Genomic DNA, 13985 nt, shown 5'->3' with positions numbered 1-13985 from the left:
AGGGGACACAGTGAAACTGATCAGAACAGCAACGGTCGCGGTGGCGTTGACCGCTGCGGTAGCCACCGGAGCGGGCCACGCCGTAGCAGACCCGTCGTCGGATCCGGTGAACTACGAGACGTCGGTCAACCCGGACGGAACGGTCACCACCATCCTCGACGCCGGACTTTTCCGGGTCGACGCCACGAGCGAGACCGTGTCGATCATCGACCAGGCCGGTGCAACGATCGCCTCTGTTCCGCTGGAGTACACCGTCAACGGCACCGTCTACTCGATCGCACCGCTGATCGGGGCCGAGGGTCGAGAGTTGACGTTGACGCCGCAGACGGTTCCCGTCGCCGAGGTCGCGGGCCCGCAGACCAAGCAGCAGGCATTCGACAACATGGTCAACCAGCTCGCTATCGGCTGGAACAACGGCGGCGGCGTCGGAACAGCGATCGGCGCGGGCCTGGGCTTCGCCATCGGCTGTGTCTCGATCTTCCCGAACTTCATCTCGGGGTGCATCATCGGAACCGTGATCGGTACGGTCGCAGGCGCAGTCATCGGAACGTCCAACGGAAATCCGCAGGCGCAGCCTGCCGTCTTCGAGTACTTCGCTACTCCGTAAGACACGTCGGCGTCGAGCCGATGCACGACGAAGAGCGGGTGAGGCGCGTGCGCCTTACTCGCTCTTCGCCGTTCTACCGGTCAGTGCACGGCGCATCGACACAGCCTTGACCATTGTCTCCTCGAACTCTTCGTCGGGATCCGACAGCGCGACGATCGCGCCACCGACCCCGTACGTCACTTCGTGTTCGGTGGCCACGATCGTGCGGATCACGATGGAGAAATCAGCGGTACCGGTGATCGAGAAGTAGCCGATGGCACCCGAGTACACACCGCGCGGACCGTCTTCGAGCTTGTCGATGATCGCCATGGTGCGGATCTTCGGCGCACCGGTCATCGATCCGCCAGGAAACGCGGCGCGAATACAATCCGCCGCGGACGCGTCCTCACGCAGGCGGCCGCGAACCGTCGAGACCAATTGGTGTACGGGAGCGTAGGTCTCGACGTCGAACAGTTTGGGAACGTGTACCGACCCCGGCACGCAGACCTGTGCCAGGTCGTTGCGTACGAGGTCGACGATCATCAGGTTCTCGGCCTTGTCCTTCTCGTTCGCGACGAGATCGGCCTTGAGAGCGTTGTCTTCCTCCGCGGTGCCTCCACGGGGACGTGTTCCCTTGATCGGCTTGGACTCCACGATACGGTCGGCGTCGATGCGCAGGAAGCGCTCCGGGGACGCGCTCAACACCGACACCTCGGGAAACTGCAGCAGGGCGCTGTAGGGAGTGGGGTTGATCTCGCGCATGTACGAGTACGTGGCTGCTGCGTCGATGGAACCGGCAACCGTCGCTGTGTTGGTCAAGCAGACCTCGTAGGTCTCACCGGACCGAATCTCCGCCAGACACTGGGAAATCAGATCCAGGTAGTGGTCGCGATCGTGGCGGAGGCGGGGTCCGAGCGATCGATCGGCCCCGAGCAGCGGAGTCCCGGACGACGGCGCACCCGAACGGTCGCTCGCGGGAGTTCGTCCGGACAGCCCGCGCAGGGTGGCGGTGACCGAATCGAACCACCGAGCCAGCACCGGGTCCCCGGGGGTGGTGGCCAACCCCATCAGATAGAGGGTGCCCGCCTCATGGTCGAACACCAGCGCGCGGTCGGCGAAGACCATCGAAGCGTCGGGTGTCGCAGCTGTGTGTACCAGCTGCCCACCGGTATCGGCCTTGAGTTCGTATCCCAGGTACCCGACGTATCCGAGTCCGAAGGCAAACGGCAGGTCGTGGCGAGGGGGAGTAGCCCGCTCGCGCAGCTGAGCATCGATGTAATCGAAGAAGGTGGAGTGGATGTGCTCGGTTCTTCCATCGGCACCCTGCACGGTCACCGTGGTCTCGGCAACCGAGTAGGTCACGTACTCCGCGTGCGGACCCGAACAGTCACCCATGACGGTGAACCTGCATTCGGGCTCCAGTGCAGCGCTTCCGTCCAGCCAGAAGCTCTTCGAGCCGTTCGCGAAGAGCGCACCGAATACCTCCTCGGAATCGAAAGCCTCGTCGAGCGAGCGTGTTTCGATGGTGAACATCGAGTCCTGGGTACCCACCGCACTCGGCGCGCTCGACTGCGCGAGCGTCAGGTCGCGGAAGTTGGCGAGCAACTCGCGTCCGTATTCGGTACTGATCGACTCGGGATGAAACTGAACGCCCCACATCGGCTTGCTGCGATGCCGAACCGCCATGACCAGGCCGTCGGGTGTCCACGCAACTTCCTCGAACTCGGCAGGGGTTCGTGTCACCACCAGTGAGTGATACCGCACCACCGAGTACGGCGATGGAATTCCGGCGAACAGATCGACCCCGGTATGAGTGATGTCGGTGATCCTGCCGTGCATCGGGGCAGGCGCGAGGTCGACGCTGCCTCCGAACAGATGACACAGGCCCTGATGCCCGAGACACACGCCGAGTATCGGTAGATCGGATTCGAGGATCACACGTGCGCTGATGCCGAAGTCCTGCTCCAGATCCGGGCGACCGGGACCGGGAGAAACGACGATGTTGTCATAGGCGTCGAAGTCCAGAGAACTCCACTCGACGTCGTTCTTGACCACCGTGGGCGGACGACCGTTCACCTCCGCGAGGAGGCTGTACAGGTTGTAGGTGAAGGAATCGTAATTGTCCACCAGGAGCGTGTTGAGCGTCATCGCGTGCCTCTACCGTTCACTGTCGAGGCCGAGCCCGGACTTGGGAGAATCGATGATCAAATCCTCGACTCGGCACGCCTCGGCGATCATCGATCGGTACAACTCCTCGAGAAAGTCGGGGGAGAGACCGTTGGCCGACGCGAATTCGCGGGCTCGCTCGGTCACGAGTCCGACGCGGCCGGGTTGCATCATCGGAATGGAATGGTCACGTTTTACGTGTGCAACGCGTACACACACATCGATGCGATCTCGAATTGCAGCGCGGAGCACTTCGTCGATTCCGTCCAACTCGCGGCGCAACTCCGCAAGCTTCTGCTCGCCGACTGCGCGATGACCTTCCGATTCTGCTTCGGAGGCAGCCGTGCGCAGAGCGTCGGAGGAGCGTTGATCAGAATCCTGGCTCACGAGTTAATGCCCCCTGATGTTTTCGTCTTCAGTTGCTGGGGTTTATCGGTATTTTCCTACAACTGTTACGGCGACCCATGCGCGAATCGCCACACTTGTGACAAATCGATACACGATGATGACACCGGGCCTGTGACACCGCCACTCGATCGTATTGGAACTCGTGACCGAGCGACAATCAATGCAACAAAGCGATCGAAAACATCCAGAGAGCCCGAAAAGAATGAAAAAACTGCACCGCCGGATTGTTTCCGATCAGGCGGTGCAGTCGAGGGTGATCATGCGCCGCGGCGCTTTACCTTCAGCAGGTCCAAGCGCTCCTTGAGTAGCTCCTCCAGCTCGTCGACCGATCGACGCTCGAGCAGCATGTCCCAGTGAGTGCGCGGGGGCTTGACTTTCTTGGCCTCGGGGGCGGTGCCCTCGATCAGCGACCCTTCGAGACCGTTGCGGCACGCCCAGGTTCCGGGAATTTCGGCATCGTCGGCGAACGGTACGTCGAACTCCTCGCCGTTGTCGCACCGATACCGTGCAACGCGCCGGGGTGCCAGGTCGTGATCACGATCGGTCTCGTAGCTGACCGCTCCCAGTCGACTACCTCGAAGTACACGATCTGCCATGGTGAAGTCCTCTCCATCGATAGTAGGTCGGTGCATCGAGGTCATCCGTCGACATCGAACTACACCGTCTACCCACTGATCTTCAACGTCGCCGCGCGTCGGTTCGTTCCCGAGCCGATGAGCTTCTGTGCGGTCTCATCGGCGCAGCTTGTCGACGAATCTTACCTCGGGGTCGCAGTAGGCTGAACGACCATGTCCGTCAGAACCCGCCGCGAGCAGACGTGCGCCTGGTGCGGGCGCCCGGTTGCCGACACCGGTACCGGCCGTAAACGGCGATACTGCCGTCAATCCTGCCGCCAACGCGCGTACGAACAGCGCAGCGCAACCAAAGGGACCTCGATTCCGGACGACGCCGTCGTACTGACCGCCGAGGAGGCGTCCGCGGCAGCCGACCGTGCGTTCGAGGTGCGATGTGCAGCCGAGGACGTCAGCACCGCAGTTGTCGAAGGGGCCGACGCCACCGAGTTGCACCGGCTGTGTGTCGAACTGTTGGCCAAAGCGCGCGACGCGGAACGACTGCGCTGAACTGGGGTTGCCCAACCGTTCACCGACTCCATGGACAATGGTCGAGGTCCGCGCGACTGCGCGGGCTTCGACAAGTGAGGAGCTCCATGGCGTTCTGGGATCAACTCAAGTCCAAGGCACAGGAACTGAACGGGCAGCTGCAGACCAAGACCAGCCAGTTCAAGAACAAGGAGTTCGCCAACGGCAGCATGGCGATGTGTGCGCTGATCGCGGCGGCGGACGGCACCATCGATCCTGCCGAGCGTCAGAAGACAGCATCTCTGATCGCCGGCAACGAGGCTCTGCGGGTGTTCGAGCCCGACGAACTTCGGCAGAAATTCGACTGGTACTGCGACAAGCTGCAGGGAGATTTCGACTTCGGAAAGGTCGAGGCGACAGCGACGATCGGCAAGTTGAAAGCGAAGCCCGATCAGGCGCGGGCCGTCATCCAGATCGGGATCATCATCGGCGGCGCAGACGGTCATTTCGACGATCACGAAAAGGCAGCCGTGCGCAACGCGTGCTTCGCGGTCGGAATCGATCCGGCCGAGTTCGAGCTCTGATACCGCCCCGACCGGGGTTCGGCAGCAGCTGATCTCGGAACGGCGATCGACGAAGCACGCACTTCGTCGATCGCCGTTCCTGTTCGGTGCCGTTCGCTGTGAAATATCCGGATTGCCGGGATACTGGTGACAACTCCGACGGCATCCGCCGATGTCGTCGATCCGTTGGAGGTCCGGTTGCCGTCCACCAGCCAAGGGACCGTGCATGACAGTTGCCGCGATCTACCTCGTCATCGCCTTCGGTTTGGGCGGACTCGCCATGGTGGTTCGTCTACCTCCTCTCGTCGGATTTCTCGCTGCCGGATTCGTCATCAATGCCCTCGACGTCGGTGAGCTGCCCCAGCTCGAGCTGATGGCAGATCTGGGCGTCACCCTGTTGTTGTTCGCCATCGGCCTCAAGCTCGACGTCCGTATCCTGTTGCGCCGAGAAGTGTGGTTGACGACCTCGGTCCATCTGGTGGTCAGCATCGTGGTCGGCACCACCGTCCTGTGGCTGGCTGCCGTCGCAGGACTGGTCATGTTGTCCGGGCAGAGCCTGACGACGATCGCATTGCTTGCCTTCGCCATGTCCTTCTCGAGCACTGTCTTCGTGGTGAAGGTTCTCGAGGAGCGAGGGGAGTCGCACGCCCTGTACGGGCGCGTAGCGATCGGCGTCCTGGTGATGCAGGACATCGTTGCCGTGGTGTTCCTGACCGTCACCAGTGGAACACTGCCGAGCCCCTGGGCGCTGCTGCTCGTACTTCTGTGGCCACTGACGCGGGTCCTTCGAAGGATATGGAGTGGGCTCGGCCACGGCGAGATGCAATCGCTGTTCGGCATCGTGATGGCGCTGGTCCCCGGTTACGCGTTGTTCTCCGCCCTGGGGCTGAAGGGGGACCTGGGCGCACTCGTCATCGGCGTGTTGCTGGCATCGCACTCGGCTTCGTCGGAACTGTCGCGATCGCTGTTCCACATCAAGGAACTGCTGCTCGTGGGCTTCTTCGTCTCGATCGGTCTGTCCGGGTTACCGGACCTGCCCAGTCTTGGCGTCGCCCTGCTCATGGTGCTTCTACTGCCACTCAAATCTGTGCTGTACGTGGCGCTGTTCGCGATGATGAAGTTGCGGTATCGCACCGCTCTCCTTGCCGGACTGAGCCTGATGAACTACTCCGAATTCGGCCTGATCGTCGTCTCCGTCGGAGTGACGACCGGCCTTCTGGCCCCGGCTTGGCTGGTCGAGATGTCGATCGCAGTGGCGCTGAGTTTCGTTGCGTCGGCTCTGGTCAACGGTCGCGGGCACCTGATGGTCGAGAAGATCGCGACACGTCTGCCCGAGCAGGACGAGCGCAGCCTGCACCCAGAGGAACGTTCCGGTGATGCCGGTGACGCCGAGGTGGTCGTGATCGGAATGGGGCGTGTGGGGTTCGCGGCGTACGAGCGGCTCACGGATCACTATCGTCTCGACGTGGTGGGGGTCGACTACGACGGGCCTCGTATTCGACGCCTCGCCGCTCAGGGCTTCCGCGTCATCGAAGGAGACGCCACCGACCTCGATTTCTGGCATCAACTGCGGCACTCGGAGTCCGTGCGGATCGCGGTACTCGCGATGCCGCGTCACGGAGCCAATGTCACGGCACTCGCCTGTCTGCGCGAATCCGGGTTCAGTGGAACCGTTGCAGCTGTGGCTCGCTACGACGACGAAGTGCAGTGGGCCAAGGAGCACGGTGTGGACATCGCATTCAACGTGTACGCAGGCGCGGGATTGGAGCTCGCGGATCAAGTTGGACAAGGTGCACCAGGTCCCGTAGGCGACGCCGTCGACCCCGAGTCCGACGAGCCGCACCTGCCGGACAACACCAGATGAGCCTGCGGGGCAAGTCCTACATCTGCACCCAGTGATTGCGCACGCCGTACAACGCCGCAGGGGAGTAGTCAGCCCTGCACAGAACCGCGGTAGTCGCCACTCTGTTTTCTGGCGCTCTTCGCGCGGTACATCTCGGCGTCGGCGGTTCGGAGCAGGAGCAGTATGGCCTGTTCCGAATCGCCGACGCCCACTTCGGTGCTAGCCGAGCCCACGCTGACCGAGAGGCCCGACATCACTCGTGTGTCGGACAAGGCAGCCACCAGGGCCTCGATCCGCGGCTCCGTGGTCCCCGGTTCCGCCACGGATACACAGGCGAACTCATCGCCGCCGAGACGGGCAACCACCCAGCTGTGTGAGGTGACTGCCCGCAGATGTTGCGCCAGATCGACCAGAACAGCGTCGCCGGTGTGATGACCGAACGTGTCGTTCACGTGCTTCATGCCGTCCACGTCGAGTACCACAGCACTCATCTGGGCAGATCGATCTTTGTGCGAAGTCAGGAGAATTGTTTCGACCGCGGCGAAGAGCCCACGACGATTACGCAGGCCGGTCAGCGGGTCGACCAACGACTGCTGGGCACGGGAGCGCAATTCACTGACGTAGATGACCAGGATCATCGGTGCTCCGAACATGAGCAGCATGGTGAGTGAGTGAGCAATCACGACCCACCCACTGGCGGCATCGTTCAGGGCGGCCCTGACGCACACGATCGCGAGAACGAGGACGGTTGCGGCCATGTGCATCCAATACACGAGCGGCCGCACGGCGATGACTGCGAACATGGTGACCACTGCGAACAGCACGGTGCCGCCGATTGCGGTGAGTAGATCTTGTTTGAGCAGCAGGCAGGCACCGATCGATACGTCGGCATAGACCACGTAGGCAACGAGCGCTTTCGGCGTCGGCCACCCACCGATGAACCATCGGAGTGACACGGGAAACGTCGTGAGGCTGACGAGCACCACGACTGCGACACCGATCCCGTCGTATTCTTCGCTGGGCGCACTGAGCAGTCCGATCAGCCCGATGACGACTGTGGCCGTACCGATGAAGAATTGCGTGATCTTGACTCGACCGGCATCGAGGTCGAGCACGACCGGATTGTCCCGTCGAGATTCGGACGGGTGAACCGACTCAGCGAAGAGTGCGCGTACCGCGATCATGAGAACCCCTGGTAGAGATTGTGCGCCTCCGAGCACGGTAGCTGGAAGCGGGGACCAGGATCGGACTTTCCCGATGTTCAGTTCCTGGTTCGCGGCCCACCGAACCGTGATCGAGCCGAACGAGGTGGTCCGTCGACCGATCGATCAGGTACTGCCTGCCGCTCCGCCTCCTCCACCTGCACCTCCACCCGAAGCAACGGATCCGCTACCGCTGGAGACGAACACCCCGGAGAACGCAGCCCAGGGGAGGACCACCGGGTCTCCCGCCGCGTAGTTGGCACCCGCGGGTGAGGTGAAGGCTCGCAGCGGCGTGTCACTCCCGGGGTCGGTTGCGGCCTCGAGCCGTTTCCGAAAAACCGGGGCCAGGCCGAGCGCGACGATATCCGGTAGGGCGGCGTTCAAATCGACCGACTCGTCGTCGTCCTTGGCGGCCTGCTTCAATCCGTCGCGGTAGGCCTCCCACGGGCGAGCGGCGTCCAGTCCGGCGACCGAGAACCGGGAGTACGCGATCGCCGTCGACAGTCCTGCAACGAGCAGGACGGCCGATGCCACTACTGCGAACCACATTGCCGGGGCTCCCGAGGTGGCAACGGCGATTCCTCCGACGGCGACGGCGCCACCGAGTACGCCCAGACCGGCCAGAACTACCCGGCGTCGGCCCGTGCCATCGGCAACGAATCCGCCGGCCCCCAGTCTTGCGTCCACGAGATCTTTCGTCACGCCGGGGCCCCGCGCGACCTTCTTCAACTCGTCGCCGGGTACGACATCGTCCGCGGCACGATCTGCAAGCATCGACCAGACCGCCTCTTGAACCTCTCCGCGGGCACGTGTTCGATCCAGAAGCCTGATCCTGACGGTCCCTTTGTCGAACTTTCCCGGCTTCTTGTCTGGCTCGAAGGTGAGCGCGTCGGCGGCGGCGAGTGCCAGTACCGTTCCAGGTACCCCGCTGGGCTGCGCGCTGCGGTGCACGAGGGCGGTCGCGTACGCGGCATCGGTGGCCTGGTCCGGTCGCACTGTGGTCGGAGATTGTTCAGAGACAGTCGATTTCGCGCGACCGCGGAACACCGCTGCCACCAGGAGCAGTCCCACAATCGAGATCACCGACCCGGCCCACGGCAGCCAGGTCGAACCGGGACCGTCGGCGAACCTGTCCAGCGCCGTGACCGGCGGACCGTTGCGAATGTCGGACCTCAGGCGGTCGATCCCTGAGGTCAGGCTGCCCGCGACGTCACCATCTCGCAGCGGCGGAATCAGCACATCCTCGACGATTGCCTCTTGTTCGTCCCGTGGAACGTTGCCGTCGTCGTACGTGCTGCCGAGGAAGATGCCCGCACGAGCCTCGTCGAGTTGTCCAGGCTCCCGGTTTATCAGGATCGCGCCCGCGGTGTTCTGGTCGATACCTGCCGTGGACACCCATTGTTGCTGAAGGGCTTCGACCTGATCCAACGTGTCATCCGAATCCGCGTCGAGTTCACGCACGTACGTGATCACATCCGCACCGGTTTCGGATTTCAAGTTCTCCAACTGACGTTGGATGTCCGCGGTCTGCGCTGGATCCAGCGAGTAGCCAGTTCGGTCGTAGACGCGCTGAACCGATGTCAGACCCTCGAAATTGGCGTCTGCGGACGAGCCGTCGGAGCAACCGACGAGGCCGAGAACGGCGAACAGCCCGATCGACACGGCAGCAACTCGGCGGTTCGAGCTCCGGCGACGGGATGTCTCAGCAAATACGACCATCGACGAATGTTAACCAGAGTAAGTGTGCGGTAGCCAGCACATTCGGCCAACGCGACGGTAAACATCGAAACCCGTTGATTACTAGATTTCGTCACAGTGACGAAACATCGACAAGCAGGGACAGGAAGGGTGGGGCGAACAACCCGATTCGAGTGTGCGTCATCGCATCGCATCGGACGGACACGGACCTGCTGCGAGAGCCGATCACCGGATGCGCGACACATTCCTCTCGAGGATTCCAACACCGCCGAGCCGCGTCACATCGACTCGAAAACTCAACTGTGTAGCGCTGCAGTCGAATCGATGACCTCGAGACCAGAGGTCATCAACCTGCAGGTCAATCGTTTTGCCGATAATCAACATTATGTCAGGTCGACGCTGGATGGCGGCTAGCTTGTATTTTTGCAGGTGCCCCCCGGGCTCGCGGATTTCGTCTCGTAATCTCCTGCGGAGCGGCCTCGCATCGCCGTTTGCTTGTTGTGATGGAACGACCACAATTCTCTGTGAACAGTGCATGGGATCTCTTCAAGAATGCGAGGAGTCGAGGGTGAATTTTCCGAGCGGAAAATGGTGGGTTCTCTTCTGGTCGGCGCAGGCGTTGCTGTGGGCCGTTATTTCGGTGATTCGAACTCAGGACGGTGAGTTTTCGGCCTGGTCATGGGTGGCTGCTTGTTTGCTTGCTGCGGCCGCAATCCTGACCGGGCTTCGTACATTTCGCCGCACAAGTGACAGCGATTATGGACGCATGAACCCGTAGGAGACGTACGAGGGACTTGCAAGGGGCGTCGAGCGGCAGTCCTGATCGACAGTTCGAGTCGAGGCAATATGCACTGTCCGGCGTGAACTGGTCTATGTATGAACGTGAGCGGCGAGACAGCGACTTCGAGGCCGAAGCGACTGCCGACGTGTTCTAGTGGAACAGTGGACTGGGTCGAGAAGGAACTGAGGGTCGCTGCTCTCACCGGTGCCTGCACAGGTGTGGCTGTCATGCTCCCCTGGGCTCTGGAAGGGTCCATGTCCTGGTTGGCGCTGCTGCTGATTCCTGCGTTCTGTGGTGCTCTGGCCGGGCTGTTGGTCGGCGTGATCGCGGTCGGCGGGGGCCGCTACGCGTTGTGGTCGAATCGCGTGTGGCCCGCTCGATCGCACCGCAGCTGGCGACACCGATTCGCCACGTGCACAGCGGCAGCGGTCACGCTGGTGACCGCTGCGGCCTTGTGCTGGCTGGCCGTCACCGCCGGTGAAATCTCCAATGATACTGACGAATTCCCGCCTTGGTGGATCGCACAGGCGGCCGTGACAGCGTCGGGCTACCTCTTCGCCTACCTTCTCGCTCCTGCGACAGCCTGCACCGCCCGGACACAGGAACGCCTCGGAGAGGTCTAGGTTCCTGTCCCCCGGCCCGTGCTCAACTTCCTTGTGGAGCATCGTGATCGATGACCGACTCTTCCAAGGCTGGTTCGGAAGCGTCCGCTACGGTGCCGGCTGTCTGGTCATCTCGGTGGTTGTTACTGATCGCAGAAAACAACGAGCAGACTCGAATCGATCAGCGTCGTAGTCTTCCCATTTCGCTGCAGGCACGGCCTTGCGCTCAACCTCGACGAAGCCGCGCTTGCCGAAGAATTCTGCGGCCTCACCACTGACGGTCACCGCGAAGAGATTCGCGATACCCCTGGTGCGGCAGACCTCCAACAATCCGTCCATCAGTAAGCCACCCGCTCCAAGTCCGGAAAACTGGGCGACTGTGATCAGACCCGATACTTCGGCGAATCCTGTTCCGGCATAACGGTCCACCTCGAGTCCGACAATGCCGGCAAGGTGCCCGGTTCGTAGCACTCGTGCGCCGAGCCCTCCGACCGCCATCCTGGCAATCTCGATCCGGCTGCGCTGCTTGAGAACCCCTTCTCGTACTCCCTGTGCGACCAGCGCCTCGATTGCAGAGAAATCGTCCACCTGCAGCGAGGCCAAGTGAAGGTAGCGCCCTTGAGTCAGAACGGTCCCCCGGCCGTCGAATGTGAACAACTCGAATTCGAGATCCTCGGCACGACATAGATTTACGCTGTATGCACCGCCGGCAAGTGCCGCCTCGGCCGCGGGCGGGAAATCGTCGAGCCCCCGTTCGGCCAGGTGGGTGACCAGGCGCTCGCGGTGCAGGTCGATGTCGGCGAAGCTGCGGGGAGGATCGCCCCAACCCCCGCCCGGATCGGTCAGGACCATCTTCGAGGCCCGGACGCTCGCAGACACAGTGCCGGCAGTTCGTGCGACTGCGGTTGCCTTCGCACCGATCACGACACATTCCGAGTCTGCGATTGCGAGCCACAGACGGGCGACGGATTCGTCGTTCCAGACCGTCACGCCGTCGATGGCCACACCTCCGACCGCAGTGATGACCTCCGGAACGGAATCGGCCGGAACCACGAAGATGAACCGCGTGTCGCCCGTGACGAACTCGCCGACCGTACGTTCCGCTGCTGCCAGCGCCGCGATGCTCATCATGGGAAGGGCAATCACGATCGTGACCCCTCGAAACTCCTCGATGAAGAAGTCGCGCTCGGCAACAGGCACCCCACTGGGCGTCAACTCGACCGCCACCTCGCGCGGGACCGCCGGCCGCGGCCGCAATTTCCGTGGATTCGCGCGCAGATCGTAGTTCGTCATGGTGGGTCCAAGTGTGGACTGTTGGCTGACACCCCGCAAACGTCCGAATCAGTAGGTGTAGTTGATACCTCGGGAGAACGTGAATCCGCCCGTTGCTGCGGTGCAGCCGATTATGTCGTCGGGCCCGGACCGGCACACCACGTCCTCGACCGACAGCACCTGGCCGAACTCGAGCACCGGCGCGTTCGCATCCACATAGATGCCCTGCGTCGTGCACATGCTTTCCGAACCCGCGGCGGTCACGCGAACAGCGACCTTGACGTTCTCGGCATTCGAGCATTGGGGTCCCTCGAAAGGATTCCTGCCGTCCACGGCCTGACATCCCACTCGCCCCTCGGGTCCATCGGCGTCCCAGATGCCGCAGAGAATGTTGCCCGTCGGCGACGTGAAGTTGTATTTATCACTCCCCGTCCGGAACGTCGCAGGATCGACGTTGCCTGGTTCGTCGCCCGACGGCTGCAAAATTGCACCGCCACCACCCGGCACCAGGTCCGCTGCTTCATCCGGCGTTCGCGTCGGCTGAGCAACTGCCGATTCCTGTGGCGATTCGACCTCCAGCCGAGTTGGCGACTCAGTTGTCGTCCCAACAGGCGACGTTGTCGTCCCTACGGGCACGGACGTCGTGTCCGGCGCGGCACTGGTGTCCGAATCGCCACTCGCACAACCGCCGAGAGCCAACCCGCACACAGTCGCGACCAGAACAACAGACTTGCGAGCAATCATCACGTTTCCTTTTCTCCGCGAGAGTCGATGTGGGCCCCGACGTCACCGGACAGTGTTTGCACCGCCCAGCCGCAGGTCCTTTCGCCCCGCGCACAGCGGCATCATCATCAGCTCAGCGTAGGTGCCTGGCGGTACAGTCGACGCGATACTCTGCCCACCATGCCCACCGATCCCGCCGTCCGAGTGTCCCGGCTGCAGGCGTTGATCGATCCCCCTCGCACGGGCACCTCGGAGCAAGATGTGGCCGAACCCAACGGCTCCGAGGCAACGATTCGATGACCGCGCCATCCACCCGACCCGGCGCTGCCCCGTACAGCAAGCTCTTCCTCGCCATCTACGACCTGTGGGTGATCAGACTCTCGACCACTACGGGTGGCGTTGCAACAGAAAACATTTCGTCGACCTGTATCGCGAGCACATCGGTCGGCACCACCTCGAAGTCCCGGATCGGGCTGGGTCCTCGCCAACATCGACCTACCCTCCGATATCGACCTCACCCTCGTCGACCTCAATGCCAGCTCACTCGAGCACACCGCCTCGCGTCTCGACGTCTCACCGACGCTGATCGAACACGATGTGATGCTGCCGCTGCCCGAGAACGTCGACAGCTTCGATTCGGTCTCGATCAACTACGTCCTCCATTGCCTCCCTGGGGACTGGTCGACCAAGTCCGCAGCGTTGACGAACCTGGCCGATGCGCTGGCCCCCGATGAAGTGTTGTTCGGATCGACCGTGATCGGCGTCGATCAGAAGTACACGACACTCGGTGCGGCACTGATGTTCGTTTACAACAGAATCGGTGCGTTCGGCAATCGGGACGACGATCTGCCCGGCTTACGACAACTCCTGTCCGACAGATTCGAACACGTCGACATCACGATGGTGGGCAATGTGGCGCTCTTCGTCGCCAAGAATCCCCTTGACGCCCAGCAACAGACCGACTGATGTGCGGCTGAAAGCGATTCAGCCCGTCCCGCACATGCAGTTCAACCACTATTCGAGCACGAGGACCGCGGACGCCGAATACCATGGGCCCGGTGC

15 protein-coding genes are annotated in these 13985 nt (G+C 62.5%); 8 read left to right on the top strand and 7 right to left on the bottom strand.

The features are described 5' to 3' along the window. Positions 1-10: 10 nt before the first annotated feature. Positions 11-607 carry a hypothetical protein gene (locus AABD04_RS11965; RefSeq protein ID WP_243596210.1) on the top strand — a complete coding sequence of 199 codons (597 nt, stop codon included), beginning with the start codon at positions 11-13 and terminating at the stop codon, positions 605-607. A 54-nt stretch (positions 608-661) separates the two neighbouring features. Here the strand turns inward: AABD04_RS11965 and pabB are convergent, their stop codons facing one another. The 3 genes from pabB to AABD04_RS11950 all read right to left on the bottom strand — a co-directional run bounded on the left by pabB (position 662) and on the right by AABD04_RS11950 (position 3756). Continuing rightward, a complete protein-coding gene (pabB, locus tag AABD04_RS11960; RefSeq protein WP_341441311.1) occupies positions 662-2734 on the bottom strand; it encodes an aminodeoxychorismate synthase component I in 2073 nt (690 codons plus the stop codon). Positions 2735-2743: 9 nt separating this feature from the next. Beyond that, complete coding sequence (locus AABD04_RS11955) at positions 2744-3139, bottom strand: chorismate mutase family protein (protein ID WP_243596208.1); 396 nt, start codon at positions 3137-3139, stop codon at positions 2744-2746. Positions 3140-3417: 278 nt separating this feature from the next. Beyond that, positions 3418-3756 carry an RNA polymerase-binding protein RbpA gene (locus tag AABD04_RS11950; RefSeq protein WP_027497120.1) on the bottom strand — a complete coding sequence of 113 codons (339 nt, stop codon included), beginning with the start codon at positions 3754-3756 and terminating at the stop codon, positions 3418-3420. A 30-nt stretch (positions 3757-3786) separates the two neighbouring features. On the opposite strand from AABD04_RS11950, the gene AABD04_RS11945 reads away from it, so the two are divergent. The 4 genes from AABD04_RS11945 to AABD04_RS11930 all read left to right on the top strand — a co-directional run bounded on the left by AABD04_RS11945 (position 3787) and on the right by AABD04_RS11930 (position 6666). Continuing rightward, positions 3787-3942: a hypothetical protein gene (locus tag AABD04_RS11945; protein WP_341441310.1), complete on the top strand. Its 156-nt coding sequence runs from the start codon at positions 3787-3789 to the stop codon at positions 3940-3942. Between the two features lie 6 nt (positions 3943-3948). Beyond that, positions 3949-4281: a hypothetical protein gene (locus AABD04_RS11940; RefSeq protein WP_341441309.1), complete on the top strand. Its 333-nt coding sequence runs from the start codon at positions 3949-3951 to the stop codon at positions 4279-4281. A gap of 86 nt (positions 4282-4367) precedes the next feature. Further along, positions 4368-4823, top strand: coding sequence for a tellurite resistance TerB family protein (locus AABD04_RS11935; protein ID WP_243596206.1), 456 nt, complete (start codon positions 4368-4370; stop codon positions 4821-4823). Positions 4824-5028: 205 nt separating this feature from the next. Next, positions 5029-6666 carry a cation:proton antiporter family protein gene (locus AABD04_RS11930; protein ID WP_341441308.1) on the top strand — a complete coding sequence of 546 codons (1638 nt, stop codon included), beginning with the start codon at positions 5029-5031 and terminating at the stop codon, positions 6664-6666. Positions 6667-6734: 68 nt separating this feature from the next. Here AABD04_RS11930 and AABD04_RS11925 read toward each other — a convergent pair whose 3' ends face one another. Next, entirely contained in the window at positions 6735-7829 is a 1095-nt protein-coding gene (locus AABD04_RS11925; RefSeq protein ID WP_341441307.1) for a GGDEF domain-containing protein, read from the bottom strand. 144 nt (positions 7830-7973) lie between these two features. Beyond that, positions 7974-9566, bottom strand: a complete 1593-nt coding sequence (locus AABD04_RS11920) for a TPM domain-containing protein (RefSeq protein ID WP_341441306.1) — start codon at positions 9564-9566, stop codon at positions 7974-7976. Positions 9567-10113: 547 nt separating this feature from the next. On the opposite strand from AABD04_RS11920, the gene AABD04_RS11915 reads away from it, so the two are divergent. Together AABD04_RS11915 and AABD04_RS11910 are read left to right on the top strand one after the other, a co-directional pair. Continuing rightward, on the top strand, positions 10114-10323 hold the full coding sequence (locus AABD04_RS11915) for a hypothetical protein (protein WP_341441305.1): 210 nt from the start codon (positions 10114-10116) through the stop codon (positions 10321-10323). A 164-nt stretch (positions 10324-10487) separates the two neighbouring features. Continuing rightward, positions 10488-10949: a hypothetical protein gene (locus tag AABD04_RS11910; protein ID WP_341441304.1), complete on the top strand. Its 462-nt coding sequence runs from the start codon at positions 10488-10490 to the stop codon at positions 10947-10949. 87 nt (positions 10950-11036) lie between these two features. Here AABD04_RS11910 and AABD04_RS11905 read toward each other — a convergent pair whose 3' ends face one another. Further along, complete coding sequence (locus tag AABD04_RS11905) at positions 11037-12221, bottom strand: GNAT family N-acetyltransferase (protein WP_341441303.1); 1185 nt, start codon at positions 12219-12221, stop codon at positions 11037-11039. A gap of 48 nt (positions 12222-12269) precedes the next feature. After that, entirely contained in the window at positions 12270-12707 is a 438-nt protein-coding gene (locus tag AABD04_RS11900) for a hypothetical protein (protein WP_341441302.1), read from the bottom strand. A 609-nt stretch (positions 12708-13316) separates the two neighbouring features. Between AABD04_RS11900 and AABD04_RS11895 the strand changes: the two genes are divergently transcribed. After that, positions 13317-13889: a class I SAM-dependent methyltransferase gene (locus AABD04_RS11895; RefSeq protein ID WP_341441301.1), complete on the top strand. Its 573-nt coding sequence runs from the start codon at positions 13317-13319 to the stop codon at positions 13887-13889. The last annotated feature ends 96 nt before the right edge of the window (positions 13890-13985 follow it).

Origin of the sequence: Rhodococcoides navarretei (genome assembly GCF_038069675.1) — a bacterium.
Taxonomy (GTDB): Bacteria; Actinomycetota; Actinomycetes; order Mycobacteriales; family Mycobacteriaceae; genus Rhodococcoides; species Rhodococcoides navarretei.
This window is presented reverse-complemented; position numbering and strand designations above follow the sequence as displayed.

What these genes read in the sequence shown, in the direction of transcription:
- pabB (WP_341441311.1), bottom strand. Translation starts at nt 2,734, where the DNA reads ATGACGCTCAACACGCTCCTGGTGGACAATTACGATTCCTTCACCTAC.
- AABD04_RS11950 (WP_027497120.1), bottom strand. Translation starts at nt 3,756, where the DNA reads ATGGCAGATCGTGTACTTCGAGGTAGTCGACTGGGAGCGGTCAGCTAC.
- AABD04_RS11940 (WP_341441309.1), top strand. Translation starts at nt 3,949, where the DNA reads ATGTCCGTCAGAACCCGCCGCGAGCAGACGTGCGCCTGGTGCGGGCGC.
- AABD04_RS11935 (WP_243596206.1), top strand. Translation starts at nt 4,368, where the DNA reads ATGGCGTTCTGGGATCAACTCAAGTCCAAGGCACAGGAACTGAACGGG.
- AABD04_RS11930 (WP_341441308.1), top strand. Translation starts at nt 5,029, where the DNA reads ATGACAGTTGCCGCGATCTACCTCGTCATCGCCTTCGGTTTGGGCGGA.
- AABD04_RS11925 (WP_341441307.1), bottom strand. Translation starts at nt 7,829, where the DNA reads ATGATCGCGGTACGCGCACTCTTCGCTGAGTCGGTTCACCCGTCCGAA.
- AABD04_RS11920 (WP_341441306.1), bottom strand. Translation starts at nt 9,566, where the DNA reads ATGGTCGTATTTGCTGAGACATCCCGTCGCCGGAGCTCGAACCGCCGA.
- AABD04_RS11905 (WP_341441303.1), bottom strand. Translation starts at nt 12,221, where the DNA reads ATGACGAACTACGATCTGCGCGCGAATCCACGGAAATTGCGGCCGCGG.